Raw genomic sequence first — 25178 nt, forward strand, 5'->3', positions numbered from 1 at the left:
CGAAGCCTGGAGCCCGCCGTTTCACGGGACCGGACCTTGATCCACGACTTGGGGTTGCACAGCAGATGACTGCGATTTCTCTCGGCATGCCGTCCGTACCGACCAAGCTCGCCGAGCGCCGGAAGAGCCGCCAGATCCAGGTCGGGGCCGTGGCGGTCGGCGGGGACGCCCCCGTCTCGGTGCAGTCGATGACGACGACGCGTACGTCCGACATCGGCTCCACCCTCCAGCAGATCGCCGAGCTGACCGCCTCCGGCTGTCAGATCGTCCGCGTCGCCTGCCCGACGCAGGACGACGCCGACGCCCTGTCGACCATCGCCCGCAAGTCGCAGCTCCCGGTCATCGCCGACATCCACTTCCAGCCGAAGTACGTCTTCGCCGCGATCGAGGCCGGCTGCGCGGCCGTCCGCGTCAACCCGGGCAACATCAAGCAGTTCGACGACAAGGTCAAGGAGATCGCCAAGGCGGCCCGGGACCACGGCACCCCGATCCGCATCGGGGTCAACGCGGGCTCCCTCGACCGGCGCCTGCTCCAGAAGTACGGCAAAGCGACCCCCGAGGCCCTGGTCGAGTCGGCCCTGTGGGAGGCGTCCCTCTTCGAGGAGCACGGCTTCCGCGACATCAAGATCTCCGTCAAGCACAACGACCCGGTCGTGATGATCGAGGCCTACAAGCAGCTCGCCGCCCAGTGCGACTACCCGCTGCACCTCGGCGTCACCGAGGCGGGCCCGGCCTTCCAGGGCACGATCAAGTCGGCGGTCGCCTTCGGCGCCCTGCTCTCGCAGGGCATCGGCGACACGATCCGCGTCTCCCTCTCCGCGCCCCCCGTGGAGGAGGTCAAGGTCGGCAACCAGATCCTGGAGTCCCTGAACCTCAAGCAGCGCGGCCTGGAGATCGTCTCCTGCCCCTCCTGCGGCCGTGCCCAGGTCGACGTCTACAAGCTGGCCGAAGAGGTCACGGCCGGCCTGACCGGCATGGAGGTCCCCCTCCGCGTCGCCGTCATGGGCTGCGTCGTCAACGGCCCCGGCGAGGCCCGCGAGGCCGACCTCGGCGTCGCCTCCGGCAACGGCAAGGGCCAGATCTTCGTCAAGGGCGAGGTCATCAAGACCGTCCCGGAGTCCAAGATCGTCGAGACGCTCATCGAAGAGGCCATGAAGATCGCCGAGCAGATGGAAGCGGACGGTGTCGCCTCGGGCGAGCCGTCGGTGGCGGTAGCGGGCTGAGCCTCTCCGGGTCGGCGACAGGGTTGCGATCTTGGGGGCGCGGGGCTGTTGTCGATATGCGGCTCCGCCGCGTGGGCGCGAGCAACCACACACGACCCGCACCCGCCGGCAAACCGTCCCTCCCGAGCTCGAAGGCGCCCCACCCAAGCAGCGCAGCTATAGTGCGGGGACCAGCAACCCCCAGGAGTGTGTGAGGCCCCGCACTTGTTGACGCAGACCACCTCACGGGTCCTCGAACCGAGCGACCTGGACGCCGCGCTCGCCGTACTCGACCGTGAGCCGGTCGCGAACGCCTTCGTGACGTCCCGGGTGCAGATCGCCGGCCTCGACCCGTGGCGGCTCGGCGGCGAGATGTGGGGCTGGTACGAGGACGGCATGCTGACGTCCCTGTGCTACGCGGGCGCCAACCTCGTCCCGATCTGCGCCGGTCCGCGCGCCGTGCGCGCCTTCGCCGACCGGGCCCGCCGGGCCGGCCGCCGCTGCTCCTCCATCGTCGGGCCCGCGGGGTCCACCGCCGACCTGTGGCGGCTGCTGGAACCCCAGTGGGGCCCGGCCCGCGACGTGCGCCGCCGGCAGCCGCTCATGGTGACCGACAGCCTGCCGGCCGGCATCGCCCCGGACCCCTACGTCCGCCGCGTCCGCAAGGACGAGATGGAAGCGCTCATGCCGGCCTGCGTGGCGATGTTCACCGAGGAGGTCGGGGTCTCCCCGCTCGCCGGCGACGGGGGCCTCCTCTACCAGGCCCGCGTCGCCGAACTCGTCGGCTCCGGCCGCGCGTTCGCCCGCTTCGACGCGGACGGCAAGGTCGTCTTCAAGGCAGAGATCGGCGCCGCGACGGACCGCGCCTGCCAGATCCAGGGCGTGTGGGTGGCCCCCGAGTACCGGGGCACGGGCCTGGCGGCCCCCGGCATGGCAGCCGTGCTGCGCTACGCCCTGGCCGACGTCGCCCCGGTGGTCAGCCTCTACGTGAACGACTTCAACACGGCGGCCAGAAGGACGTACCAGAGGGTCGGCTTCCAGGAAGTGGGAGCCTTCATGAGCGTCCTGTTCTGAAGCGCCCCGAAAGGGGCGCGGGGAACTGCGCGACCAGCCAAAGACGGCCTGCACCCGGCTGACAACCGAAGCCCCCCTGTAGGCTCCCCGCCATGGACCTCGTGATCGGCCCACTAGACCTCCCCGCCCACGTCGACGAGGCCCTGGCCGTCCAAGCCGTGGCCTTCGGCCTCGGCGCCGACGAAGTCGCAGTCCGCCGCCAGATCGTCCTGCGCCACATGACCTACCCGGGGGCAAGGGCCCTCGGCGCGAAAGCCGACGGCACCCTCGTAGGTTTCGTCTACGGCATGCCCAACGACCGCACCCACTGGTGGTCCACCGTCGTGGAGCCCTACCTCAGAGCCAACCACCACGACCACTGGCTCGACGACTCCTTCGTGATCACCGAACTGCACGTCCACCCGGCCCACCAGAGCCGCGGCATCGGACGCACCCTGATCACCACCATCACCGACGGCGCCGCCGAACCCCGCTCGATCCTCTCCGCGATCGACACCGAGAGCCCCGCCCGCGCCCTCTACCGTTCCCTCGGCTACCAGGACCTCGCCCGCCAGGTTCTCTTCCCCAGCGCCCCCAAGCCGTACGCCGTGATGGGAGCCCCGCTGCCCCTGCGCCGCGGTTAACGGATTTCCACCCCCGCGCGCCCCCGGATAACCTCCTGCCATCACCTACACGCAGCAGGAGCAGAGGAACCATGGCGAACGTACCGGTCCAGCGCATGTCCCAGTTGATGGCGAAGACGTTGCGCGACGACCCGGCGGACGCCGAGGTCCTCAGCCACAAGCTCCTCGTCCGCGCCGGGTACGTGCGCCGTACCGCCGCCGGCATCTGGAGCTGGCTGCCGCTCGGCAAGCGGGTTCTCTCCAACGTGGAGCGCATCGTCCGCGAGGAGATGGACGCGATCGGCGCCCAGGAGGTGCTGCTCCCCGCCATCCTGCCGCGTGAGCCGTACGAGGCCACCGGCCGCTGGGAGGAGTACGGCCCCGAGCTGTTCCGTCTCCAGGACCGCAGGGGCGGCGACTACCTCCTCGGCCCCACCCACGAGGAGATCTTCACCCTGCTGGTGAAGGACCAGGCGTCCTCCTACAAGGACCTGCCGGTGGTCCTCTACCAGATCCAGAACAAGTACCGCGACGAGGCCCGCCCCCGCGCGGGCATCCTGCGCGGCCGCGAGTTCCTGATGAAGGACTCCTACTCCTTCGACACCGAGGACGAGGGCCTCGCCAAGTCCTACGCCCTGCACCGCGAGGCCTACCAGAAGATCTTCGCGCGCCTCGGCCTCGACTACCGCATCTGCGCCGCCACCGCCGGCGCCATGGGCGGCTCCAAGTCCGAGGAGTTCCTCGCCCCGGCCGAGGCCGGCGAGGACACCTTCGCCGACTGCCCGAACTGCGACTTCGCCGCCAACACCGAGGCGATCACGTACGAGTTGAAGCCCGTCGACGCCTCCGGTGTCCCGGCCGCCGAGGACATCCCGACCCCCGACACCCCGACCATCGAGACCCTGGCCGCCTCCCTCGGCGTCCCGGCCTCCGCCACGCTGAAGAACCTCCTGGTCAAGGTCGACGGCGAGATCGTCGCCGTCGGCGTCCCCGGTGACCGCGAGGTCGACATGGACAAGGTCGAGGCGCACTTCGCCCCGGCCACCGTCGAACTGGTCACCGAGACGGACTTCGCGGCCCGCCCCGACCTGGTGCGCGGCTACGTCGGACCGCGGGGCCTGGAGAAGGTCACCTACATCGCCGACCCGCGCGTGGCACCCGGAACCGCCTGGATCACCGGCGCCAACAAGGCCGGCACGCACACGAAGAACGTCGTCGCGGGCCGCGACTTCGAGGTCGGCGAGTACGTCGACGTCGTGGTCGTGCAGGAGGGCGACCCCTGCCCGAAGTGCGGCACCGGCCTGGTCCTCGACCGCGCCATCGAGATCGGCCACATCTTCCAGCTGGGCCGCAAGTACACCGACGCCCTCAAGCTCGACGTACTCGGCCAGAACGGCAAGCCGGTCCGCGTCACCATGGGCTCCTACGGCGTCGGCGTCTCCCGCGCGGTCGCCGCCCTCGCCGAGCAGAGCGCCGACGACAAGGGCCTGTGCTGGCCCCAGGAGGTCGCCCCGGCCGACGTCCACGTGGTCGCCGCCGGCAAGGCCCTGCAGACCGAACTGGCCCTCGACATCTCCGAGAAGCTGGCGAAGGCCGGGGTCCGCGTCCTGGTCGACGACCGCGCCGGTGTCTCCCCGGGCGTCAAGTTCACCGACTCCGAGCTGATCGGCGTACCGCAGATCCTGGTGGCCGGCCGACGCGCCGGCGACGGCGTCGTGGAGCTGAAGGACCGCCGCACCGGCGAGCGCGAGGAGCTGACGGTCGAGGAGGCCATCGCCCGGCTCACCGCCTGAGCGTGCGCGCCCTGTGGGCGCTCCGGTCCTCCGGAGCGCTCACAGCCAGGCCGCGAACTCCAGCAGCAGTTCCGCGTCCCGGGGCCGCCCGACCCGCCCCGCCCGCACACCGGACTCCACGGCCCGGAACAGCGTCCACCCGCGCAGCCGCTCCAGGTCCACGTCCAGAGACTCCGCCAGCCGCTTGATCCGGCGGCGGGTCGTGGCCGCGCCGGACGGCTGGGCGATCAGGTCCTCGACGCGGTCGCGCACCAGCCGGGCCAGATCGAAGGCGCACTCGCCGACCACCGGGTCGGGGCCCACGGCCAGCCACGGCATCCGCTCCCCGGCGAGCACCTTGCTCTGCCGGAACGTGCCGTGCAGCAACCGGTGTTCGGGCGGCGCGGCCAGCAGCTCCGCGCGCGCCGCGAGCGCCAGGTCGACCAGCGGGGCCACCTCGGGATCGGCCTGCGCCCGCGCCCGCATCGCCTCGGCCTGCCGCCCGGTCCGCTCCGCCACGGTCTCGAAGGGGAAGCCGGCGGGCGGCTCCACCCACAGCCGCCGCAGCGTCCCCGCCGCCTCCAGCAGCGCCTTCGCCTCCGGCAGCGACCGCACCGACACATCAGGATGCAGCCGCTCCAGCAGCAGCACGCCCTCGGCCACGAAGGAATCGAGCAGTTGTACGGCACCCCGCCCGCCCCAGTGGGCGAGCGCGGCCCGCTCCGCCTCCGGGCGGGCCCGGCCCGGTGCCAGCTTGAGCACGGCGGGCGTCGCGTCGGCCGTCCGCACCAGGACGACCAGGCTGCTGCGCCCGCCGGGCACCTGCACCCGTTCCACGGTCAACTCGCGTAGAGCGACGGCCCGCCGCGCCGCCTCGGGCAGCTTCTCCAGCCAGTCGTCACCGTCCGGTGCCGTCTCACCGATCGCCCTGACCAGGCGGTTCGGCGGTTCGAAAACCATGCGCGAGTCGTTCCCTTCGTGCTGTCCGCGGTGCGTGCCCTACGAGGTCACGCCGTGGGCGCGGCCGCGGGCGGAGCCGTGTCCGCCCGCTCGGCGAGCCCAGGGAAGGCTACGCTCTCGCCCCGCCACCGCACCGCGCGCACCGCGGCCTCCCGCAGCGCCTCGGCCGCCAGGACCCGCCGCCCGCCGCCTGCCGCGCGCACCAGGTCGGAGTAGACCCCGGCCACCCGGTCCTCCAGCTCGGCGGCGAGCCGCACGGCGGCCCCGGCGTCCGACACCGGGAACGGCAGCGCGTACCCGGCGGCCGCGGCCGCCGGCCTGCCACCCAGGTCCTTCACCTCGCGCGCCAGCGCATCCCTGCGCGCCCGGTGCGCGTCGTACGCCGTCCGTGCCTCAACGCGCTGCCCGTCGCCGATCCGCCCGCCGACGACGCCGTAGCCGTACACCGCCGCGTGCTCGGCGGCCAGCGCCGCCTGGAGGGCCCGCAGCTCCTGGTCCTTCGCGTCGCTCACGCGTCCCCCTCCGTCAGCAGATACACGTGCGCCGCCCCGGCGGCCGCCACCGAGGCCAGCAGCCGCGCCAGCTCGCCCTCCACCCCGACCAGCGCCTTGGCCCGCCGGTCGGCGAGCTCCCGCTCCGCGGCGGCGAGCACGCCGAGCGCGTCCCGGTCGTTGTCCGGCACAGGGGCGGCCGAGGGGGACGATGAGGCGGAGGAGGCAGAAGGGGAGACGGAAGGGGAGACGGAAGGGGAGACAGCCGCCTTCCGGCCGCCGCCGAACGCCCGCGTGTGCCGTACGACCTCCTCCCGCAGCGGCCGCAGCCACTCCGCGAGCCCCGGCCGGGCGGCGATCACCGCGTCGTACCGCTCGACCAGTTCCTCGCTGTCCCGGGCCGCACGCGCGCGTGCCCGGCGGTCGGCGGCCGACGGGCCGTCGCCCGGGTCACCGGAGTCCTCGTCACCGGCGGTGCAGCCCGCCAGGGCGAGGGCCGTCGAGCCGACGGCGAGCAGACTCCTTCTTCGCGGCCCCGAGCGGGCGCGCGGCGATGGGGGAAACGGCACTTCAGACGTCCTCGGGGGCTCGTACGAGAAAGAAGCGACTGGCAGGGCTGCACGCCCGTGATCACGGTACCCGGGCCTTCGCCCGGGACCACTCAGCGGCACCGTTCGTCACCGGGTGGACGGCAACACTCCCTGCGACCGGATACCCTTTGACCAGACACGCGCCCCATCCCACAACAGCACACGCGGCCGAGGAGTCACCCGGATGAGCACCACCCAGAGCGAGAGGCTGCGAGAACTACTGGAACCGCTCGTCAGCTCTCAGGGCCTGGACCTCGAAGAGATCGAAGTGGACTCCGTCGGACGCAAGCGTGTGCTGCGCGTGGTCGTCGACTCGGACACGGGCGCCGACCTGGACCAGATCGCCGATGTGAGCCGCGCGCTCTCGGCGAAGCTCGACGAGTCGGACGCGATGGGCGAGGGGGAGTACACCCTCGAGGTCGGTACCCCGGGCGCGGAGCGCCTCCTCACGGAGCACCGGCACTACGTGCGCGCCATAGACCGCCTGGTGAAGTTCCAGCTCGCCGAGGGCGGCGAGCTGGTCGCCCGGATCCTGAAGGTCGACGACGACGGTGTCGACACCGAGATCCCCGGAGTCAAGGGCCGCAAGCCCACCGCCCGCAGACTCGCCTTCGACGACATCGTCCGGGCGCGTGTCCAGGTCGAGTTCAGCCGCAAGGACAACAAGAAGGAAGAGGAGGCGTAGCCGTGGACATCGACATGAGCGCCCTGCGGGGCTTGGTTCGGGAGAAGGAGATCTCCTTCGACCTGCTGGTCGAGGCGATCGAGTCGGCCCTCCTCATCGCCTACCACCGCACCGAGGGAAGCCGCCGTCACGCGCGCGTGGAGCTCAACCGGCAGAGCGGCCATGTGACCGTGTGGGCGAAGGAGGACCCCGACGACCTCGAGGAGGGCCAGGAGGCCCGCGAGTTCGACGACACCCCCACGGGCTTCGGCCGTATCGCCGCCACCACGGCCAAGCAGGTCATCCTGCAGCGCCTGCGCGACGCCGAGGACGACGCGACGCTCGGTGAGTACGCCGGCCGCGAGGGCGACATCGTCACCGGCGTGGTCCAGCAGGGCCGCGACCCGAAGAACGTGCTCGTCGACATCGGCAAGCTCGAGGCCATCCTGCCGGTGCAGGAGCAGGTGCCGGGGGAGTCCTACCAGCACGGCATGCGCCTGCGGTCGTACGTCGTCCGGGTGGCCAAGGGCGTACGCGGCCCGTCCGTGACGCTGTCCCGTACGCACCCCAATCTGGTGAAGAAGCTGTTCGCCCTTGAGGTGCCGGAGATCGCCGACGGGTCCGTGGAGATCTCCGCGATCGCCCGCGAGGCCGGTCACCGGACGAAGATCGCCGTCCGCTCCACCCGCTCCGGCCTGAACGCCAAGGGCGCCTGCATCGGCCCCATGGGCGGCCGGGTGCGCAATGTGATGGGCGAGCTGAACGGCGAGAAGATCGACATCGTCGACTGGTCGGAGGACCCGGCCGAGATGGTGGCGAACGCGCTGTCCCCGGCCCGCGTCTCCAAGGTGGAGATCGTGGACATGGCGACCCGGTCCGCCCGGGTGACCGTGCCCGACTACCAGCTCTCCCTGGCCATCGGCAAGGAAGGGCAGAACGCCCGGCTCGCGGCCCGGCTGACCGGCTGGCGGATCGACATCCGCCCCGACACGGAACCGGCCGACGACGGCTCCGGGGAATAGCTCCGGGGAATAGATCCAAGCCGCGAGTCGTTCAGATCACGACAGGTTCATGCGCGGCAACTGTTCGAATCCTGCCCCAAAGGGGTGAGGAGCGTACGGGGAGGTAGACTTAACGGTGTCTGGCCGGACGCGCGTCCGCGCATGCCCTGAACGCACTTGTGTGGGGTGTCGGGAGCGAGCGGCCAAGGCCGATCTGTTGCGGATCGTGTTGATCGAGGACGCATGCGCCCCTGATCCTCGCGGTACGCTGCCCGGCCGGGGTGCGTACGTACACCCCGCCCAGATCTGTCTCGACCAGGCGGTACGCCGACGGGCGTTCACGAGGGCACTGCGCGCCCCGGGACCGCTCGACACAAAGGCGTTGCGCCGATACGTCGAGCAGACAACAGTTGCCGACCAGGCAACACGGTAAGAAGACGTGTCGCACGGAACACCGTGCGGCTTGGTACCTCGCGAGTCGAAAGCAGGTCGAGATTGCGATGAGCACTCGATGAGTACGCGATGAGTACGCCCATGAACTAGCGACGGTCCGGACGTAACCCGGACCTCAAAGGAGCGAAGTGGCTAAGGTCCGGGTCTACGAACTCGCCAAGGAGTTCGGTGTCGAGAGCAAGGTCGTCATGGCCAAGCTCCAGGAACTCGGTGAATTCGTCCGTTCGGCGTCTTCGACGATCGAAGCGCCTGTCGTACGCAAACTGACTGACGCCTTCCAGGGCGGCGGCAACGGCAAGTCCGCCGGGAAGCCCGCAGCCCCCAAGAAGGCCGCCCCCCGTCCCGCCGCGCCCTCTCCGGCGCAGGCGGCACGTCCGGCTGCCCCGAAGCCGCCGGCAGCACCCAAGCCCGCCGCGGCCCAGGAGCCGTCGGCCCCCGCAGCCTCGTCGGCCCCCGCGCCGACCCCGGGTCCGCGTCCGACGCCGGGCCCCAAGCCCGCGCCGCGTCCGGCCCCGGCCGCGCCCGAGTTCACGGCGCCGCCCGCGGCGGCTCCGTCCCCGGCCGCGCCGAAGCCCGCAGGCGGGCGCCCCGGCGCCCCCAAGCCCGGTGGTGGCCGCCCCTCCGGCGGTCCCGGCCAGGGCCAGGGCGGCCAGGGCCGTCCCGGTGGCGAGCGTGAGCGTGGCCCGCGTCCCGGTGCTCCGGCGCCGCGTCAGGGCGGTTCCCGTCCGGCCGGTCCGCGTCCGGGCAACAACCCCTTCACCTCCGGTGGCTCCACCGGCATGGCGCGCCCGCAGGCGCCCCGTCCGCAGGGCGGCCGTCCCGGCCCCGGCGGCCAGGGTGGCGGTCCCCGTCCCCAGGCGCCCGGCGCCCAGGGCGGCGGCGGCCCGCGTCCGCAGGCTCCGGGCGGTAACCGTCCGAGCCCGGGCTCGATGCCGCGTCCGCAGGGTGGCGGCCCGCGTCCCGGCGGTGGCTCCGCCGGTCCTCGTCCGAACCCCGGCATGATGCCGCAGCGTCCCGCTGCAGGCCCGCGTCCCGGCGGCGGTGGCCCCGGCGGCCGCGGTCCCGGTGGCGGCGGTCGTCCCGGTGGCGGCGGCGGTCGTCCGGGTGGCGGCGGCTTCGCCGGTCGTCCGGGTGGCGGCGGCGGCTTCGCCGGTCGCCCGGGTGGTCCCGGTGGCGGTGGCGGCGGTTTCGCCGGTCGTCCGGGTGGTCCCGGCGGCGGCGGTCGTCCCGGCTTCGGTGGTCGTCCCGGCGGTCCCGGTGGCCGTGGTGGCACGCAGGGTGCCTTCGGTCGTCCGGGCGGTCCCGCCCGTCGCGGCCGCAAGTCGAAGCGGCAGAGGCGCCAGGAGTACGAGGCCATGCAGGCCCCGTCGGTCGGCGGTGTGATGCTGCCTCGCGGCAACGGCGAGACCGTTCGCCTGTCGCGCGGTGCTTCCCTCACCGACTTCGCGGAGAAGATCAACGCCAACCCGGCGTCGCTCGTCGCGGTCATGATGAACCTCGGCGAGATGGTCACGGCCACGCAGTCCGTCTCCGACGAGACGCTCCAGCTCCTCGCCGGCGAGATGAACTACACGGTTCAGATCGTCAGCCCGGAGGAGGAGGACCGCGAGCTCCTCGAGTCCTTCGACATCGAGTTCGGCGAGGACGAGGGCGACGAGGAGGACCTGATGGTCCGCCCGCCCGTCGTCACCGTCATGGGTCACGTCGACCACGGTAAGACCCGGCTCCTCGACGCCATCCGCAAGACGAACGTCATCGCGGGCGAGGCCGGCGGCATCACCCAGCACATCGGTGCCTACCAGGTCGCGACCGAGGTCAACGAGGAAGAGCGCAAGATCACCTTCATCGACACCCCGGGTCACGAGGCGTTCACCGCCATGCGTGCCCGTGGTGCGAGGTCGACCGACATCGCGATCCTGGTCGTCGCGGCCAACGACGGCGTCATGCCGCAGACGGTCGAGGCGCTCAACCACGCGAAGGCGGCCGAGGTCCCGATCGTCGTCGCGGTCAACAAGATCGACGTCGAGGGCGCGGACCCGACCAAGGTGCGCGGTCAGCTGACCGAGTACGGCCTCGTGGCCGAGGAGTACGGCGGCGAGACGATGTTCGTCGACATCTCCGCCAAGCAGGGTCTGCACATCGACTCCCTGCTGGAGGCCGTGGTCCTCACGGCCGACGCCTCGCTCGACCTGCGGGCCAACCCGAACCAGGACGCGCAGGGCATCTCGATCGAGTCCCGTCTCGACCGCGGCCGCGGTGCCGTGTCGACGGTCCTCGTCCAGCGAGGCACGCTGCGGGTCGGCGACACCATGGTGGTCGGCGACGCGTACGGCCGAGTCCGGGCGATGCACGACGACAACGGCAACAGCGTTGCCGAGGCCGGTCCCTCGACGCCGGTTCAGGTCCTGGGCCTGACCAACGTCCCGGGTGCGGGCGACAACTTCCTGGTGGTCGACGAGGACCGTACGGCCCGTCAGATCGCCGAGAAGCGCGCCGCCCGCGAGCGGAACGCCGCGTTCGCCAAGCGCACGCGCCGTGTCTCGCTGGAGGACCTGGACAAGGTGCTCAAGGCCGGCGAGGTCCAGCAGCTGAACCTGATCATCAAGGGTGACGCTTCTGGTTCGGTCGAGGCGCTGGAGTCCTCCCTGCTCCAGCTGGACGTCGGCGAAGAGGTCGACATCCGGGTCCTGCACCGCGGCGTCGGTGCGGTCACGGAGTCCGACATCGACCTGGCGATGGGCTCGGACGCGATCGTCATCGGCTTCAACGTCCGCGCTGCCGGGCGTGCCCAGCAGATGGCGGAGCGCGAGGGCGTGGACGTCCGCTACTACTCGGTCATCTACCAGGCGATCGAGGAGATCGAGGCGGCCCTCAAGGGCATGCTCAAGCCGGAGTACGAAGAGGTCGAGCTCGGTACGGCGGAGATCCGCGAGGTCTTCAAGTCGTCCAAGCTGGGCAACATCGCGGGTGTTCTCATCCGCTCCGGCGAGGTCAAGCGGAACACCAAGGCCCGCCTGCTGCGCGATGGCAAGGTCATCGCGGAGAGCCTCAACATCGAGGGCCTGCGTCGCTTCAAGGACGACGTCACCGAGATCCGCGAAGGGTTCGAGGGCGGTATCAACCTCGGCAACTTCAACGACATCAAGGTCGACGACGTCATCGCGACGTACGAGATGCGCGAGAAGCCGCGGGTGTGACCCACGGTTCCCACCAACCGGCCGACGCGGCACACGCCGCGTCGGCCGGCTGGCCGTTGGCCTACCGGTCGGCATGCCCAGGCACGCGGACCGGAATGCTGAGGCACACGGACATGAGTACTGAGGCACGCTGACCAGCGTGCCGAGGTACCCGGACCGGGATGCCGAGGCATGCGGAGCGGGTGCTCGGCGAACTGGTCGGGTGCTGAGGTGTGCTGGTCGGTGTGCTGAGGCGCGTCGGCCGGTGTGCTGAGGCGCGCAGGGCGGTTGCTGAGGCGGCCGGTCGGTGTGCTGAGGTGTGCTGGTCGGTGTGCTGTGGCGCGCAGGGCGGGCGCTGAGATGCGCAGGGCGGTTGCTGAGACGAGCTGGTCGGGGTGCTGAGGTGCGTCGGTCGGGGGTGTCGAGGTGAGTCGGTCTGTGTGCTTGGGGCGGAGCCCCGTGAGGGGTGCAGGGGACGTAGTCCCCGCCGGGTCCGGGGCGGAGCCCTGGGCAGCACTTCGAACCCACCGCGTCGGGTGGCGGGCGGGCGAAGGGCCGGGGTCTGGGGCGGAGCCCCAGGGGGCCGGGCCTTCTGGCCGACCGTGTCGGGCGGGTGGGCGGGCAAAGGAAAACCCCGTCGAGCCACCGGCAGGTTCGCGGTACCGTTCTTGATGTCCCTGCCACCCAAAACCGCAGGGCCATCGATCCCGTACCGGCGGGTCATCCGGATACACATGTACGTGGGGACTCTGTCCTTCGACCTGCTCCTCGGCGACGTCAGGTCGCTGAAGGAGAAGCGCTCCGTCGTCCGCCCCATCGTCGCCGAGCTCCAGCGCAAGTACGCGGTGAGCGCGGCCGAGGTGGACCATATGGACCTCCACCGCAGGGCCGTCGTAGGCCTCGCGTTGGTGTCCGGCGACGCGGGGCACCTGAGCGAGGTACTCGACCGGTGCGAACGGCTGGTCGCCGCCCGCCCCGAGGTGGAACTGCTGTCCGTCAGGCGGCGCTTCCACGGCGAAGACGACTGACGAACCAGAGAACGACCCAGACAGGAAAGAACGGGAGACGGACCAGTGGCCGACAACGCGCGGGCTAAAAGGCTGGCGGACCTCATCCGAGAGGTGGTGGCCCAGAAGCTGCAGCGCGGGATCAAGGACCCGCGGCTCGGCTCGCACGTCACCATCACGGACACCCGGGTCACGGGTGACCTGCGGGAGGCGACCGTCTTCTACACCGTGTACGGGGACGACGAGGAGCGCAACGAGGCCGCAGCCGGCCTGGAGAGCGCCAAGGGCATCCTGCGCTCCGAGGTGGGCCGGGCCGCCGGCGTGAAGTTCACGCCGACCCTGACCTTCGTCATGGACGCCCTCCCCGACACGGCCCGGAACATCGAGGACCTCCTCGACAAGGCGCGCCAGTCCGACGAGAAGGTACGCGAGGCCTCCGCCGGCGCGAAGTACGCCGGTGAAGCCGACCCGTACCGCAAGCCGGACGAGGACGACGAGACGGACGACACCGCCGAATGACCCAGAAGCACACCACGCCCGACGGCCTCGTCATCGTCGACAAGCCGTCGGGCTTCACTTCGCACGACGTCGTCGCCAAGATGCGCGGCATCGCCAGAACACGACGCGTCGGGCACGCCGGCACCCTCGACCCGATGGCGACGGGCGTCCTCGTCCTCGGCGTCGAGAGGGCGACCAAGCTCCTCGGCCACCTCGCGCTGACCGAGAAGGAGTACCTGGGCACCATCCGGCTCGGGCAGAACACCCTCACGGACGACGCCGAGGGGGAGCTCACCTCCTCCGCCGACGCCTCCAAGGTCACCCGCGACGCCATCGACGCCGGTGTCGCCAAGCTGAGCGGCGACATCATGCAGGTGCCGTCCAAGGTCAGCGCCATCAAGATCAACGGGGTGCGGTCCTACAAGCGGGCCAGGGAGGGCGAGGAGTTCGACATCCCGGCCCGGCCCGTCACGGTCTCCTCCTTCGGCGTGTACGACGTCAGGGAGGCCGTCGCCGAGGACGGCACGCCCGTACTCGACCTGGTCGTGTCGGTCGTCTGCTCCTCCGGTACGTACATCCGGGCCCTGGCCCGCGACCTGGGCGCCGACCTCGGTGTCGGCGGTCATCTCACCGCCCTGCGCCGTACCCGTGTCGGCCCCTACAAGCTGGACGCGGCCCGTACGCTCGATCAGCACCAGCAGGAGCTGACCGTGATGCCGATCGCCGAGGCCGCGACGGCCGCCTTCCCGCGCTGGGACGTCGACGCCCGGCGGGCCAAGCTGCTCACCAACGGCGTACGGCTGGAGATGCCCGACGAGTACGCGGGCTCCGGCCCCGTCGCGGTCTTCGACCCGGAGGGCGGCTTCCTCGCCCTCGTCGAGGAGCAGCGGGGCAAGGCCAAGAGCCTGGCCGTATTCGGCTGACGGGCGGACCGGGCGGACCGGTGTCCGCCCGTGGAGCGGCGACCACGGGGTACCTCCACTGCCGCCGCTCCACGGTCCCCCCTCGGTTCCCCCACCCCTAGGGTGTATCCAGCAGTCCCCGTCGGTTCACCCGTCCGTGCGGGCGCTCGGAGTGAACGGGGGGAGCGGAAGGGGGCGCTTTCGCCGAGCGGCCTGTCCCGCTGATCATCTCGCCCCTACCGTCGAACACGCGAGGGCACGGGTGTACGGCGGGGAGGCTCGACGATGGCGTCGGATCAGGCAACGGCGGCAGCGGAGCGGACGGGCCGGGCCCCCGAAGAAGCCCTCGTCCGTATCCACGACCTCACCGGCCGCCCCCGCGGCACCGGTTTCCTGGCCGACCACCACGGCACGCTCGTCACCAGCCACGAGGCCGTCGACGGACTGCCCCGGCTCGTCCTGTGCGGGGCCGGGGACCGCCGCCGTGTCGTGACCGCCGACGCGGTCACCCCGCTGCCCGCCCTGGGCCTGGCCCTCGTACACACCGACGGCCTCGATGTGCCGCCGCTGCCGGTCACCGTGCGGGACGGGACCCGGACCGGCACGTACGTACGGATCGCCGCCGGCGGCTGGCGCGAGGCACGTGTCCTGGGCTCGGCGGCCGCGACGTACACGGCCGTGAACCAGGTCCACCGCCTCGACGCGCTGGAGCTGGCGGTCGGCACGGCAGGGCGGGACGCACTGCGGCCGGCCGGCGGAGCGGCCGGCGGCCCGGTGCTCGACGCCGCGACCGGTGCCGTCGTCGGCGTGCTCGGTACGGCGCTCAGCTCCGACCACGGCGACCTCGGGTTCGCCGTGCCGCTGCGCCCCCGGGTCCCCGGAGCGGCGGGCCCCCTCGCCGCACTGCTCGCCGAGAACGCGGCGACGGTCCCCGCGTACGGCGCCGACCTCAACCTGGCCGGAGTGCTGGAGCTGACCGGCACATCGGTGGCCCAGGACGGCCCTGCCTGCCTTCCGGAACCGGTCGAACGGGCCGCTGTGACGGCCGAGTTCAGCGCCTTCACCGAAGGCCCGGCCGCCGTCCTCGGCCTCGTCGGGCCGCCGGGCAGCGGCCGTACGACGGAACTCGCGGCGCTCGCGGCCCGCCGGGAGCGCGGCGGGCACCCCACGCTGTGGCTGCGCGGGTCCGAACTGCGGGACGACGACGCCTCGGTGGCGGACGCGGCGAGCCGGGCACTGGACCGGGCCGCCCTGGCCGTGGCGGCCGACCGCGCCCCCTTCCCCGCCGACCTGGGCGACACCACGCCCGAGCGCCTCGTCGGCCTCGCCCGCTCGTTCGGCCGCCCGCTGCTGCTGCTCCTGGACGCTCCGGAGGAGATGCCGCCGGCCCTGGCCCGCCGTCTGGCCGCCTGGACGGACGGGACGGTGCGGTGGCTGCGGGAGACGGGAGTGCGGCTGGTGGTGGCGTGCCGGGCGGAGTACTGGGAGGGGGCGCCGTTCCCGGCCGGGGTACTGCACGGGCCGGCCGGTGCGAAGGCGCGGCCCGCGTGTGTACGCCTGGGCGATCTCACCGCGGACGAGGCCCGGGAGGCCCGCCTGCGGCACGGCATCCCGGAGGGCGCCCTCGCCGACACCGACGCCCGGCATCCCCTGGCCCTCCGGCTGCTCGCCGAGATCCGCACCGCCCTCGCCGCCGACGCCCCCGACGCGCCCGCCGCCACCCTCGACCGGCACGACGTCTTCGCGGCCTACCTGGACCTGATGTCCCTGCGCGTCGCCGCCCGCCTGGCCGCCGCGAACGGCCTGTCCGGCACCGCCGTACGCCGGCTGGCAGCCAAGGTCGCCGGGCAGGTGCACGAGGCCGCACGGCGCGGCCTCGGCCCCGGGCAGGGGGATGTGGACCGGGAGGCCTTCGAGGCGGTGTTCCCGTGGGGGCCCGCCCCCGTGCGGCTCGGCGGCGGCACCGGCTGGGGGCAGGCCGTCCTCGCCGAGGGCCTGCTCGTGCCCGCCGGGCCCGGCTACCGCTTCGCCCACGAGGAACTCGCCGACTGGCTCCAGGGCATCCACCTCGACCTCGACGAGGCCCTGCAGGCCCTCGTCCACCGCCGCGAGGAACCGCGGCCCGACGCCGTGCCGCACCATCGCATCGGGCCCGTGATCCAGGCCCTGCTGTTCCTCGCCCGCCAGCACGGCACCGCTCGGGCGGCCTCCCGGCTGGCTGACCTGGTGCACGCGCTGGACGCCGACCCGCGGTCCTGGTGGGCCGCCCGGCTGCTCGCCGGAACCCTGTCGGCGGTGCCCGACGCGACGCCGTACACCGAGGTGCTGCGGCTGCTCGCCGACCGGATCGTGGCCTGGCGGCGGCAGGAGCGGCCCGTGCCGGAGGAGGTCGGGCCCGCCTTCTGGACCGGCTTGCGGCTGCCGCGGGACGTGCGCCTCGGGCTGCTGCGACGGCTGGTCCACGCCGACGGCCCGCCGTGCGAGGCCGGTCCCCGATTCCTCGACGCCGCGGCGCGGCTGCTCACCGCCGACCCCACGGGCGTGCAACCGCTGCTCGCCGACTGGTTCGAGGACGAGCGACCGCTGCCCGCCACTCCGCACGCGACCGTGGCCACGGCCGCCCAGGCGCTGCTGCACACCCACCGCGGGCGGGCCCTGGACGAGCTGGCGGACGTGCTCGTCGAGCGCGCGCACCCGCGGGCCGACGAACTGCTCGCCGTGCTGGCCGAGGAGGAACCGTCGGCGATCTGCCGGGCCGTGGACCGCTGGGCGCTCGACGAGCGGCCCGCGCGCCGGGAAGCCGCGGTGGCGCACGGACTCCGTGTCGCACCGCATGTGAGTACAGGAGATGACCGCGCCCTCCTGCGTTACGCGGCCCTCGCCCTGCTCGCCCGCCCCGCAGGCCACGCCCTGCACGGGAGCGCACTCGCCCTTCTCGTCCAGGACCCGCACACCCGGGCCAAGTACCTCCCCCGGGCGCTGGAGTGCTTCGCGGCGGGCGACCCGCGCTTCCCTCAGGACGTACCGGCCCGCGCCCTCCTGGCCCACCCCGAGCCGGTCCTCGGCGCCTTCGCGGAGCGGCTGCGGCGGCCGGACGCGGAGGAGGCACTGCGGGCGCTCGCCGACGCCACCCCGCCCGGCCTGGCCCGGCGGGTCGCCGCACTGGCCCGGGAAGCGGCCGAACTGCGGCCGGAACTCGCCGGGCAGCTGGCCGCATACGTCGACCAGCGGCTCGACCGGGGCCCTGATGCCCGGGCCGTGCTGCTGCCCCTGGTCACGGGCCTGCTGGACGGTGGGACGGTACGGCTGCGGTGCGCCCTCGCCGCCGTCCTCACGCCGCCCGGCATCCCCGCCTCCCGCCCGCTGCGCCGCGAACTGCGCGATGCGCTCCTGGCCCGCGAGCACGACACCGACGTGCTGGACGCGCTGCTCCAGGCCGCCGCCCGGAACAGCGGCGACGACCTGCGCGACCTCGTCCACCGCGTCGGCCTGCTCCTCGTGCGCACCCCGGAGGGCGCCGGCCGCTTCGACCGTGCCCTGGTCGATCTGGGCCGGCACGTGCCCGGCTTCGCCGCCCGCGCGGCCGGCTGGCTGGCCGACGCGCCCGAGGAGTGGGCGGCGGTGGTCGGCCCCAGCTCGCACCGGATGATCGAGAACCTGGCGGGCGTACGCGTCCCCGCCTGACCATGCCGATGCGGGCCGGAGGCAAGCGGCATGGCACCCTTAGACCTGCGCACGAGGCAACCACGGACAACCACGGACACGGTTCGACGAGCTTTCGACAAGGAGCAGGCACAGTGCAGCGCTGGCGTGGCTTGGAGGACATCCCCCAGGACTGGGGGCGCAGCGTCGTCACCATCGGCTCCTACGACGGAGTCCACCGCGGACACCAGCTGATCATCCGGCATGCCGTGAACCGCGCCCGGGAGCTGGGGGTGCCCGCCGTCGTCGTCACCTTCGACCCGCACCCCAGCGAGGTCGTCCGGCCCGGCAGCCACCCTCCGCTGCTCGCCCCGCACCACCGCCGCGCCGAACTCATGGCCGACCTGGGCGTGGACGCGGTGCTCATCCTGCCCTTCACGACCGAGTTCTCGAAGCTCTCCCCGGCGGACTTCGTCGTCAAGGTGCTCGTCGACAAGCTGCACGCCAAGGCCGTCGTCGAGGGCCCCAACTTCCGCTTCGGGCACAAGGCCGCCGGCAACGTGGAGTTCCTGGCCACGCAGGGCAAGACCTACGACTTCGAGGTCGAGGTCGTCGACCTGTACGTGACCGGTGAGGCGGGCGGCGGGGAGCCGTTCTCCTCCACGCTGACGCGGCGGTTGGTCGGCGAGGGCGATGTCGAGGGCGCGGGGGAGATCCTGGGGCGTCCGCACCGGGTCGAGGGTGTTGTCGTCCGAGGTGCCCAGCGTGGGCGCGAGCTGGGCTTCCCGACGGCCAACGTCGAGACGCTGCCGCACACGGCCATCCCGGCCGACGGCGTGTATGCCGGGTGGCTGCACGCGCAGGGCGAAGTGATGCCGGCCGCGATTTCCGTCGGAACGAATCCGCAGTTCGAGGGGACCGAGCGGACGGTGGAGGCGTACGCCATCGACCGGGTCGGGCTGGATCTGTACGGGTTGCATGTCGCCGTTGATTTTCTGGCGTTCGTGCGGGGGCAGGCCAAGTTCGAGACGCTTGACGCGTTGCTGGAGCAGATGGGGCAGGACGTCAAGAAGTGCAGGGAGTTGGTGGCGGCGGAGGGGGCTGCCTAGTCCTCTTGAGTGTCGGCTGCGGGTGCGCTGTGGCTTGTCGCGCAGTTCCCCGCGCCCCTTCTAGGGCGATTTCGCAACTGCCCAGTGGCAGGCCACCTGGGAGTCTCCGCTCCCGTGCAGCACCTCCAAGTCCTGGCCCCTGCACGCGTCCGCCACGCCTGCTGCCTCCGCCTCGCCGCTCGACAGGATCTGGCAGCGGGCGTGGAAGCGGCAGCCGTTCGGTACACGTGACGGGTCCGGGGGCTCGCCGGTGAGGATCACCGGGGCGCCCGGGGCCTCCGGGAGTACGGACAGCAGGGCCTGGGTGTACGGATGCCGGGGTGCGGTCAGCACCTGTTCCACCGCTCCCGTCTCCACGATCCGGCCCAGATACATCACGGCGACCCGGTCGGCGATGTTCCACGCCAGTCCCAGGTCGTGCGTGACGACCAGCGCGGACAGGCCGAGCTCGGTGCGCAGCCGCAGCAGCAGGGCGAGGATCTCGCCGCGCACGGAGGCGTCCAGGGACGCCACCGGTTCGTCGGCGACGAGGAGTTCGGGTTCCAGGACGAGCGCGCCCGCGATGACGACCCGCTGGCGCTGCCCGCCGGACAGTTCGTGCGGATAGCGCAGGAAGAAGCGCTCGGGGGGCCGTAGCCCGGCCCGGGAGAGGGCCTCGGCGACCGCGGTCCGCTCGTCGCCGCCGTAGCCGTGGATGCGCAGCCCCTCGGCGACCGCGTCGTACACCGTGTGCCGTGGGTTGAGCGAGCCGCTCGGGTCCTGCAGCACCAGCTGGACGCGTTTGCGGTACGCCTTCAGGGAGCGGCCGGAGTACTCCAGCGGGCGGCCGTCGAAGGTGACCCGGCCCGCGGTCGGCTCGACCAGGCCCAGCAGCGCGCGGGCCAGGGTCGTCTTGCCGCAGCCGGACTCGCCGACCAGCGCGACGATCTCGCCGGGCCGGATGTCGAGGTCCACCCCGTCCACCGCGCGGGCCCGGGGCCCGCCGTGCCGGCCGGGGAACGTGACGTACAGGCCCTGCGCGCTCAGCAGGGGTGCCGTGGTGACGTCGGATGCCGTGGGGGACATGGTCATGGCGTGCCGGGCCTCGCTTCCTCCAGGGCGTCGGGCTTCTCGCGTGCCTCGCTCACCGGGTCGCCGACCAGCACGCATGCCGCCCGGCGTTCAGGCCCGGCCTCCCGCAGCACCGGGTCCTCCTCGGCGCAGGACTCCAGTGCCACCGGACACCGGGGGTGGAACGTGCAGCCGGACGGCAGCGCGGCCGGGTCGGGCGGGTCGCCCGCCAGTCCTTGCGGCGCGAACCGGGACGCGGGGTCGCCGATGCGCGGGAACGCGGCGGAGAGGGCCTTGGCGTAGGGGTGCCGGGCGTCCTCGTACACCTGGGCCGCCGGGCCCTCCTCGACCACCCGGCCCGCGTACATCACCGCGAGCCGGTCGCAGGTGTCGGCGAGGACCGCCAGGTCGTGGCTGATCATGATCAGGCCGAGGTCCTGGTCCGCGACGAGCTGTTCGATGAGCCGGAGGATCTGCGCCTGGATCATCACGTCGAGCGCGGTGGTCGGCTCGTCGGCGATGACCAGCCGGGGATCGCAGGCCAGCGCCATGGCGATCATCACGCGCTGGCGCTGGCCACCGGACAGCTCGTGCGGGTAGGCGTCCGCGCGGGCGGCGGGCAGGCCCACCTGCTCCAGCAACTCGCCGGTCTTCTTCTTCGCCCCGGCCGGCGTCGCCTTCCTGTGCAGCAGGATCGGCTCGGCGATCTGGTCGCCGATGCGGTGCACGGCGTTCAGGGAGTGCATCGCGCCCTGGAAGACGACGGAGGCCCCGGCCCAGCGGACCGCCCGCACCCGGCCCCACTTCATCGTCAGCACGTCCTCACCGTCGAGGAGGACCTCGCCGGTGATCCGGGTGCCCGTCGGCAGCAGCCGCAGCAGGGCCAGAGCCAGCGTGGACTTGCCGCAGCCGGACTCGCCGGCCAGGCCGAGCTTCTGGCCCGCGTCCAGGCGCAGGTCGACGCCGCGCACGGCGGCCGCCCCGCCCGCATAGGTCACCGTCAGATTCCTGACGTCGAGCAGACTCAACGCGACACCCCCAGCCTGGGGTTGAGGACGGACTCCACGGCTCGTCCGCACAGCGTGAACGCCAGCGCCACCACGGCGATGGCGATGCCCGGCGGCACCAGGTACCACCAGTCACCGGCACTGACCGCGCCCGCCTCCCGCGCGTCCTGGAGCAGCCCGCCCCACGACACGATCGTCGGATCGCCCAGGCCGAGGAAGGCGAGTGTCGCCTCGGCGAGGATGGCCGAGGAGATGATCAGGGTCGTCTGGGCCAGCACCAGCGGCATGACGTTGGGCAGGACGTGCCGGGACATGATGTGCCCGTGCCCGCCGCCGAGCGCCCTGGCCCGCTCGATGTACGGCCGGGTCTCCACCGCCAGCGTCTGCGCCCGCACCAGCCGGGCCGTGGTCGGCCAGGTGGTGACGCCGATCGCCACGACGGTCGTCGTCAGCGAACGGGACATCACGGTGGCCAGGGCGATCGCCAGCACCAGCGTCGGCATGACCAGGAACCAGTCGGTGATCCGCATCATCACCGTCGCGTACCAGCCCTTGAAATGCCCGGCCGTCACCCCGATCAGCGTGCCGATCGCCACCGACAGCACGGCGGCGAGCAGCCCGACCAGCAGCGACACCCGCGAGCCCCAGATCACCAGGCCCAGCAGGTCGCGGCCGAACTGGTCGGTGCCGAGCGGGAACTCGGCGCTCGGGCTCTGCATCGGACGCCCCGGCGCTTCGGTCACACTGCTCACGTCCGAGCCGACGAACAGCGGCGCGAACAACGCCAGCAGCGCGCACAACGCGAGCGCGGTCAACCCATACAGCCCCGCCCGCTCGGCGCGGTACTGCCGCCAGAAGCGCGCGACGGAGGCCCGGCGGCGCTGCCGGGCGAGGGCGCGCGGACTCAGGACGTTCTCGGTCGTCGTCGTCATCGGGCCACCCGGGGGTCCAGCAGTGGATAGACCAGGTCGGCGAGGGTGTTCATCACGATCACCGCGGCGGCGAACACGAAGAACAGACCCTGCACCAGCGGCAGATCGGGCACGCTCAGCGCCTGGTAGAACAGCCCGCCGAGCCCGGGCCAGGAGAACACCGTCTCCACGAGGATCACGCCCGCCACCGTCCGGCCCAGGTTGATGAAGATCAGCGTCACGGTCGGCAGCAGCGCGTTCGGCACGGCGTGCCGGCGCCGCACGTGATCGTCGCGCAGCCCCTTGGCCCGCGCGGTCGTCAGATAGTCGCTGCCCATCTCGTCCAGCAGCGCCGACCGCGTGACCAGCAGCGTCTGCCCGTACTCCACCGCCACCAGCGTCACCACCGGCAGCACCAGATGGTGTGCCACGTCGAGGACGTACGCGAAGCCCTCCTTGCCGCCCGACTCCATGCCTCCCGTGGGGAACATCCCGGGGAGCGGGCCGATGCCCACCGACAGCACGATGATCAGCAGCAGCCCGAGCCAGAAGGACGGGATGGAGTACAGCGTCAGCGCGAGACCGGTGTTGACCCGGTCCCCGGCCGTGCCGCGCCGCCACGCCGAGCGCGTGCCGAGGAAGATGCCCAGCGCGGTGTACAGGACGAAGGCGGTCCCGGTGAGCAGCAGGGTGTTCGGCAGCGCCTCGGTGATCCTGTCGACGACGGGCGAGCGGAACTGGTACGACGTCCCGAAGTCGCCGGTGAGCGCCTTGCCGCAGTAGTCGGTGAACTGCCGCCACAGGGGCAGGTCGAGCCCGAACTCCCTGCGATAGGCGGCCAGCTGCTCGGCCGACACCTGACGGCCACCGGTCATGGTCTTCACCGGGTCGCCGGGGATCAGCCGGAAGAGGAAGAAGCTGGTGACGAGCACGGCCAGCAGCGATACGGCGGCCCCGGCCACCTTGCCCGCCAGGTACCTCGGGTACGCGGAGCCCTTGCGTACCCGGGGCCCGGCCGCCGGTTCCCGCTCCTCGACCAGCGCGGGTGTCGCGTCAGCGGTCATGGATGCCCGCTCGCCCGCGCTACTCGCGGTCCTCGGCGGTGGCCCGCCGCCGCAGGGCAGCGAACCCGCCGAGCCCGGCGAGGACGACGACACCGGCGACGATCGCGACCACGACCCCCGTCGACGACGCGTTGTCCGACGACCCGCCGGAGTCCGCCGGGACCGCCGACCACCAGCTCCAGTAGCCGTCCTGGCCGTAGATGTTCCCCGCCTTCGCCGGCATGGTGGTGATCGACTTGATCTGGTCCGTCCGGTAGGCCTCGACCGCGTTCGGATACGCCATGACGTTCATGTACCCGAGCTCGTACAGCCGCGACTCCATCTGCTGCACGATGTCCGCCCGTTTGGCGGGGTCGTACTCGGCGAGCTGCCGGGCGTAGAGCTCGTCGTACTTCTTGTCGCAGATGAAGTTGTCGGTGGCACCCGTGTCCTCGGGGGTCGCCGGGAGGGCGCCGCAGGTGTGGATGGACATCACGAAGTCCGGGTCGGGGTTGACCGACCAGCCGTCGAACGCCAGGTCGTACTTCCCGGCGAGCCAGGGGTCGGTCACGTTGTCCAGGCAGTTCAGCTGGACGCCGATGCCGAGCTCGCCCCACCACTCCTGGAGGTACTTGCCGACCGCCTTGTCGTTCGGGTCGGTGGCGTGGCACAGCACGCGGTAGCTGATGGGCTTGCCGTCCTTGCCGACGCGCTTGCCGTCGCCGTTCTTCTTGTAACCCGCCTGGTCGAGCAGCCGGGCCGCCTCGGCCGGGTCGTACGCCAGCTTCTGGTCCGCGGACGGCCTCCAGAAGTAGTTCTGGAAGCGCGGCGGGATGTAACCCTCGCCCTCGACGGCGTGTCCCTGGAACACCTTTTCGATGATGGCCTCGCGGTCGACGGCCATGAACAGGGCGTTGCGCACCCGCTGGTCCAGCAGGGAGGGGTGGCCGTCGCCGAACTTCTTGCCGTTCTTGGCCTTCGCGCCCGGGTTGGTGGCGAGGGCGTAGAAGCGGCGGCCGGGGGCGTCGTTGACCCGGATGTTGTCTGCGCCCTCCAGGGACGCCGCCTGAGCGGGCGTCAGGGACGGCGACCCGGCGACGAACGACACCTCGCCCTTGCGCAGCGCCGACACCGCCGCGTCCTGGTCCTTGTAGTAGCGGAAGACGACCTCGTCGAACTTCGGCCCCCCGCGCCAGAACCCCTTGTTGGCCTCGAGCCGGACATAGCTGTCGGCCTTGTAGTCGGTCAGCGTGAACGGCCCGTTCCCGACGACGGGGAAGTTCTTGTCGTTGTTGAACTCGGAGAAGTCCGAGACCTTCTCCCACACGTGCTTCGGCACGATCGGCACATCGAGGGACGTCATCGTGGCCTGCGGCTTCTTCAGCTCGATGACCAGCTCGGTGGGGCTCGGGGCCGTCACCTTCTTGAAGTTGCCGACGTAGCTGCCGTTGGCCGTGGCCGCGCCCTCGTCGGTCATCATCTTGTTGAACGTCCACGCCGCGTCCTCGGCGGTGGCCTGCTTGCCGTCCGACCACTTGGAGTTCGAGCGGATCGTGTACGTCCAGGTCAGCTTGTCCGGCGACGACTCCCACTTGGTGGCCAGGCCCGGGATGGCATGGTTGTCCTTGGGGTCGTAGTTGGTCAGGTACTCGTACATGAGCCGGTGAATGCTCGTACTGAGCAGCCGGACCGCCAGGAACGGGCTGAGCGAGTCCACGCTCTGCGCCACCGCGACGGTCAGCACCTTGCCGTCGTCGGCCGCCCGGGCCTGCTGGGGCGCCGGGTCGAGCGGGGTGGCGAGCCCGGCGGTGAGGGTGAGCGCCGCCGCCCCGGCCACGGCGACGAGCCGGAGGCCGCGCGGGAGGCTGCGTGTCTGATCGTTCGTGCCCATGGTCGGACCTCGCGTCATCGCTCGGACGGGAAGGACGGGTTGATCAGCTGTCAGACGTTTGATGAGTGTGTATCAGCGGCCATCTCCACCCGTCAACGGCGCATTCACCCCTTGTGGCCTGCGGAAATAACGA

21 protein-coding genes are annotated in these 25178 nt (G+C 72.1%); 13 read left to right on the plus strand and 8 right to left on the minus strand.

Annotation, left to right across the window (positions count from 1 at the left end; genetic code table 11):
* Positions 1-65 precede the first annotated feature (65 nt).
* The 4 genes from ispG (at position 66) to ACZ6I3_RS36420 (ending at position 4671) form a co-directional block, all read left to right on the plus strand.
* Complete coding sequence (ispG, locus tag ACZ6I3_RS36405) at positions 66-1223, plus strand: flavodoxin-dependent (E)-4-hydroxy-3-methylbut-2-enyl-diphosphate synthase (RefSeq protein ID WP_469420593.1); 1158 nt, start codon at positions 66-68, stop codon at positions 1221-1223.
* A 204-nt stretch (positions 1224-1427) separates the two neighbouring features.
* The gene (locus ACZ6I3_RS36410; RefSeq protein ID WP_469420595.1) at positions 1428-2276 is read left to right on the plus strand and encodes a GNAT family N-acetyltransferase; all 849 of its coding nucleotides are present in this window, start codon (positions 1428-1430) and stop codon (positions 2274-2276) included.
* 92 nt (positions 2277-2368) lie between these two features.
* Positions 2369-2899, plus strand: a complete 531-nt coding sequence (locus ACZ6I3_RS36415; RefSeq protein ID WP_469420597.1) for a GNAT family N-acetyltransferase — start codon at positions 2369-2371, stop codon at positions 2897-2899.
* A 71-nt stretch (positions 2900-2970) separates the two neighbouring features.
* Positions 2971-4671, plus strand: coding sequence for a proline--tRNA ligase (locus tag ACZ6I3_RS36420; protein WP_469420598.1), 1701 nt, complete (start codon positions 2971-2973; stop codon positions 4669-4671).
* A 39-nt stretch (positions 4672-4710) separates the two neighbouring features.
* Here ACZ6I3_RS36420 and ACZ6I3_RS36425 read toward each other — a convergent pair whose 3' ends face one another.
* The 3 genes from ACZ6I3_RS36425 to ACZ6I3_RS36435 are packed head-to-tail and all read right to left on the minus strand — an operon-like array spanning position 4711 to position 6670.
* Complete coding sequence (locus ACZ6I3_RS36425; RefSeq protein ID WP_469420600.1) at positions 4711-5610, minus strand: aminoglycoside phosphotransferase family protein; 900 nt, start codon at positions 5608-5610, stop codon at positions 4711-4713.
* A gap of 47 nt (positions 5611-5657) precedes the next feature.
* On the minus strand, positions 5658-6122 hold the full coding sequence (locus tag ACZ6I3_RS36430) for a ferritin-like domain-containing protein (protein ID WP_469420601.1): 465 nt from the start codon (positions 6120-6122) through the stop codon (positions 5658-5660).
* Positions 6119-6670 (minus strand): hypothetical protein, encoded by a 552-nt coding sequence (locus ACZ6I3_RS36435; RefSeq protein ID WP_469420603.1) that lies wholly within the window; start codon positions 6668-6670, stop codon positions 6119-6121. Before ACZ6I3_RS36435 ends, ACZ6I3_RS36430 begins: the two co-directional genes overlap by 4 nt.
* Positions 6671-6875: 205 nt before the next feature.
* Between ACZ6I3_RS36435 and rimP the strand changes: the two genes are divergently transcribed.
* The 9 genes from rimP to ACZ6I3_RS36480 all read left to right on the plus strand — a co-directional run bounded on the left by rimP (position 6876) and on the right by ACZ6I3_RS36480 (position 19143).
* Complete coding sequence (gene rimP / locus ACZ6I3_RS36440) at positions 6876-7376, plus strand: ribosome maturation factor RimP (protein ID WP_469420605.1); 501 nt, start codon at positions 6876-6878, stop codon at positions 7374-7376.
* A gap of 2 nt (positions 7377-7378) precedes the next feature.
* Positions 7379-8377 carry a transcription termination factor NusA gene (gene nusA, locus ACZ6I3_RS36445; RefSeq protein WP_469420607.1) on the plus strand — a complete coding sequence of 333 codons (999 nt, stop codon included), beginning with the start codon at positions 7379-7381 and terminating at the stop codon, positions 8375-8377.
* Positions 8378-8492: 115 nt separating this feature from the next.
* Positions 8493-8789, plus strand: a complete 297-nt coding sequence (locus ACZ6I3_RS36450; protein ID WP_184598383.1) for a YlxR family protein — start codon at positions 8493-8495, stop codon at positions 8787-8789.
* Between the two features lie 148 nt (positions 8790-8937).
* The gene (gene infB / locus ACZ6I3_RS36455; RefSeq protein WP_469420609.1) at positions 8938-12006 is read left to right on the plus strand and encodes a translation initiation factor IF-2; all 3069 of its coding nucleotides are present in this window, start codon (positions 8938-8940) and stop codon (positions 12004-12006) included.
* Between the two features lie 713 nt (positions 12007-12719).
* Positions 12720-13013: a DUF503 domain-containing protein gene (locus tag ACZ6I3_RS36460; RefSeq protein ID WP_184598380.1), complete on the plus strand. Its 294-nt coding sequence runs from the start codon at positions 12720-12722 to the stop codon at positions 13011-13013.
* 45 nt (positions 13014-13058) lie between these two features.
* Positions 13059-13511 (plus strand): 30S ribosome-binding factor RbfA, encoded by a 453-nt coding sequence (gene rbfA / locus ACZ6I3_RS36465; RefSeq protein WP_189728170.1) that lies wholly within the window; start codon positions 13059-13061, stop codon positions 13509-13511.
* Entirely contained in the window at positions 13508-14413 is a 906-nt protein-coding gene (gene truB / locus ACZ6I3_RS36470) for a tRNA pseudouridine(55) synthase TruB (protein WP_469420612.1), read from the plus strand. Before rbfA ends, truB begins: the two co-directional genes overlap by 4 nt.
* A gap of 264 nt (positions 14414-14677) precedes the next feature.
* The gene (locus ACZ6I3_RS36475) at positions 14678-18076 is read left to right on the plus strand and encodes a trypsin-like peptidase domain-containing protein (RefSeq protein WP_469420614.1); all 3399 of its coding nucleotides are present in this window, start codon (positions 14678-14680) and stop codon (positions 18074-18076) included.
* Positions 18077-18189: 113 nt separating this feature from the next.
* Complete coding sequence (locus ACZ6I3_RS36480) at positions 18190-19143, plus strand: bifunctional riboflavin kinase/FAD synthetase (RefSeq protein WP_469420616.1); 954 nt, start codon at positions 18190-18192, stop codon at positions 19141-19143.
* A 60-nt stretch (positions 19144-19203) separates the two neighbouring features.
* On the opposite strand, the gene ACZ6I3_RS36485 is transcribed toward ACZ6I3_RS36480, so the two are convergent.
* From ACZ6I3_RS36485 to ACZ6I3_RS36505, 5 genes are read right to left on the minus strand one after another with little or no spacing between them, the layout of a single operon-like run.
* Positions 19204-20214 carry an ABC transporter ATP-binding protein gene (locus ACZ6I3_RS36485; protein ID WP_469420618.1) on the minus strand — a complete coding sequence of 337 codons (1011 nt, stop codon included), beginning with the start codon at positions 20212-20214 and terminating at the stop codon, positions 19204-19206.
* Entirely contained in the window at positions 20211-21221 is a 1011-nt protein-coding gene (locus ACZ6I3_RS36490) for an ABC transporter ATP-binding protein (protein WP_469420620.1), read from the minus strand. Before ACZ6I3_RS36490 ends, ACZ6I3_RS36485 begins: the two co-directional genes overlap by 4 nt.
* On the minus strand, positions 21218-22132 hold the full coding sequence (locus ACZ6I3_RS36495; protein ID WP_469420621.1) for an ABC transporter permease: 915 nt from the start codon (positions 22130-22132) through the stop codon (positions 21218-21220). Before ACZ6I3_RS36495 ends, ACZ6I3_RS36490 begins: the two co-directional genes overlap by 4 nt.
* The gene (locus tag ACZ6I3_RS36500) at positions 22129-23175 is read right to left on the minus strand and encodes an ABC transporter permease (RefSeq protein WP_469420623.1); all 1047 of its coding nucleotides are present in this window, start codon (positions 23173-23175) and stop codon (positions 22129-22131) included. Before ACZ6I3_RS36500 ends, ACZ6I3_RS36495 begins: the two co-directional genes overlap by 4 nt.
* Before the next feature lie 19 nt (positions 23176-23194).
* Positions 23195-25045 (minus strand): ABC transporter substrate-binding protein, encoded by a 1851-nt coding sequence (locus ACZ6I3_RS36505; protein ID WP_469420625.1) that lies wholly within the window; start codon positions 25043-25045, stop codon positions 23195-23197.
* Between the last annotated feature and the right edge of the window lie 133 nt (positions 25046-25178).

It is taken from the genome of Streptomyces sp. NPDC041940 (genome assembly GCF_055589465.1).

What these genes read in the sequence shown, in the direction of transcription:
- ispG (WP_469420593.1), top strand. Translation starts at nt 66, where the DNA reads ATGACTGCGATTTCTCTCGGCATGCCGTCCGTACCGACCAAGCTCGCC.
- ACZ6I3_RS36415 (WP_469420597.1), top strand. Translation starts at nt 2,369, where the DNA reads ATGGACCTCGTGATCGGCCCACTAGACCTCCCCGCCCACGTCGACGAG.
- ACZ6I3_RS36420 (WP_469420598.1), top strand. Translation starts at nt 2,971, where the DNA reads ATGGCGAACGTACCGGTCCAGCGCATGTCCCAGTTGATGGCGAAGACG.
- ACZ6I3_RS36425 (WP_469420600.1), bottom strand. Translation starts at nt 5,610, where the DNA reads ATGGTTTTCGAACCGCCGAACCGCCTGGTCAGGGCGATCGGTGAGACG.
- rimP (WP_469420605.1), top strand. Translation starts at nt 6,876, where the DNA reads ATGAGCACCACCCAGAGCGAGAGGCTGCGAGAACTACTGGAACCGCTC.
- ACZ6I3_RS36460 (WP_184598380.1), top strand. Translation starts at nt 12,720, where the DNA reads ATGTACGTGGGGACTCTGTCCTTCGACCTGCTCCTCGGCGACGTCAGG.
- truB (WP_469420612.1), top strand. Translation starts at nt 13,508, where the DNA reads ATGACCCAGAAGCACACCACGCCCGACGGCCTCGTCATCGTCGACAAG.
- ACZ6I3_RS36475 (WP_469420614.1), top strand. Translation starts at nt 14,678, where the DNA reads ATGGCGTCGGATCAGGCAACGGCGGCAGCGGAGCGGACGGGCCGGGCC.
- ACZ6I3_RS36485 (WP_469420618.1), bottom strand. Translation starts at nt 20,214, where the DNA reads ATGACCATGTCCCCCACGGCATCCGACGTCACCACGGCACCCCTGCTG.
- ACZ6I3_RS36495 (WP_469420621.1), bottom strand. Translation starts at nt 22,132, where the DNA reads ATGACGACGACGACCGAGAACGTCCTGAGTCCGCGCGCCCTCGCCCGG.
- ACZ6I3_RS36500 (WP_469420623.1), bottom strand. Translation starts at nt 23,175, where the DNA reads ATGACCGCTGACGCGACACCCGCGCTGGTCGAGGAGCGGGAACCGGCG.
- ACZ6I3_RS36505 (WP_469420625.1), bottom strand. Translation starts at nt 25,045, where the DNA reads ATGGGCACGAACGATCAGACACGCAGCCTCCCGCGCGGCCTCCGGCTC.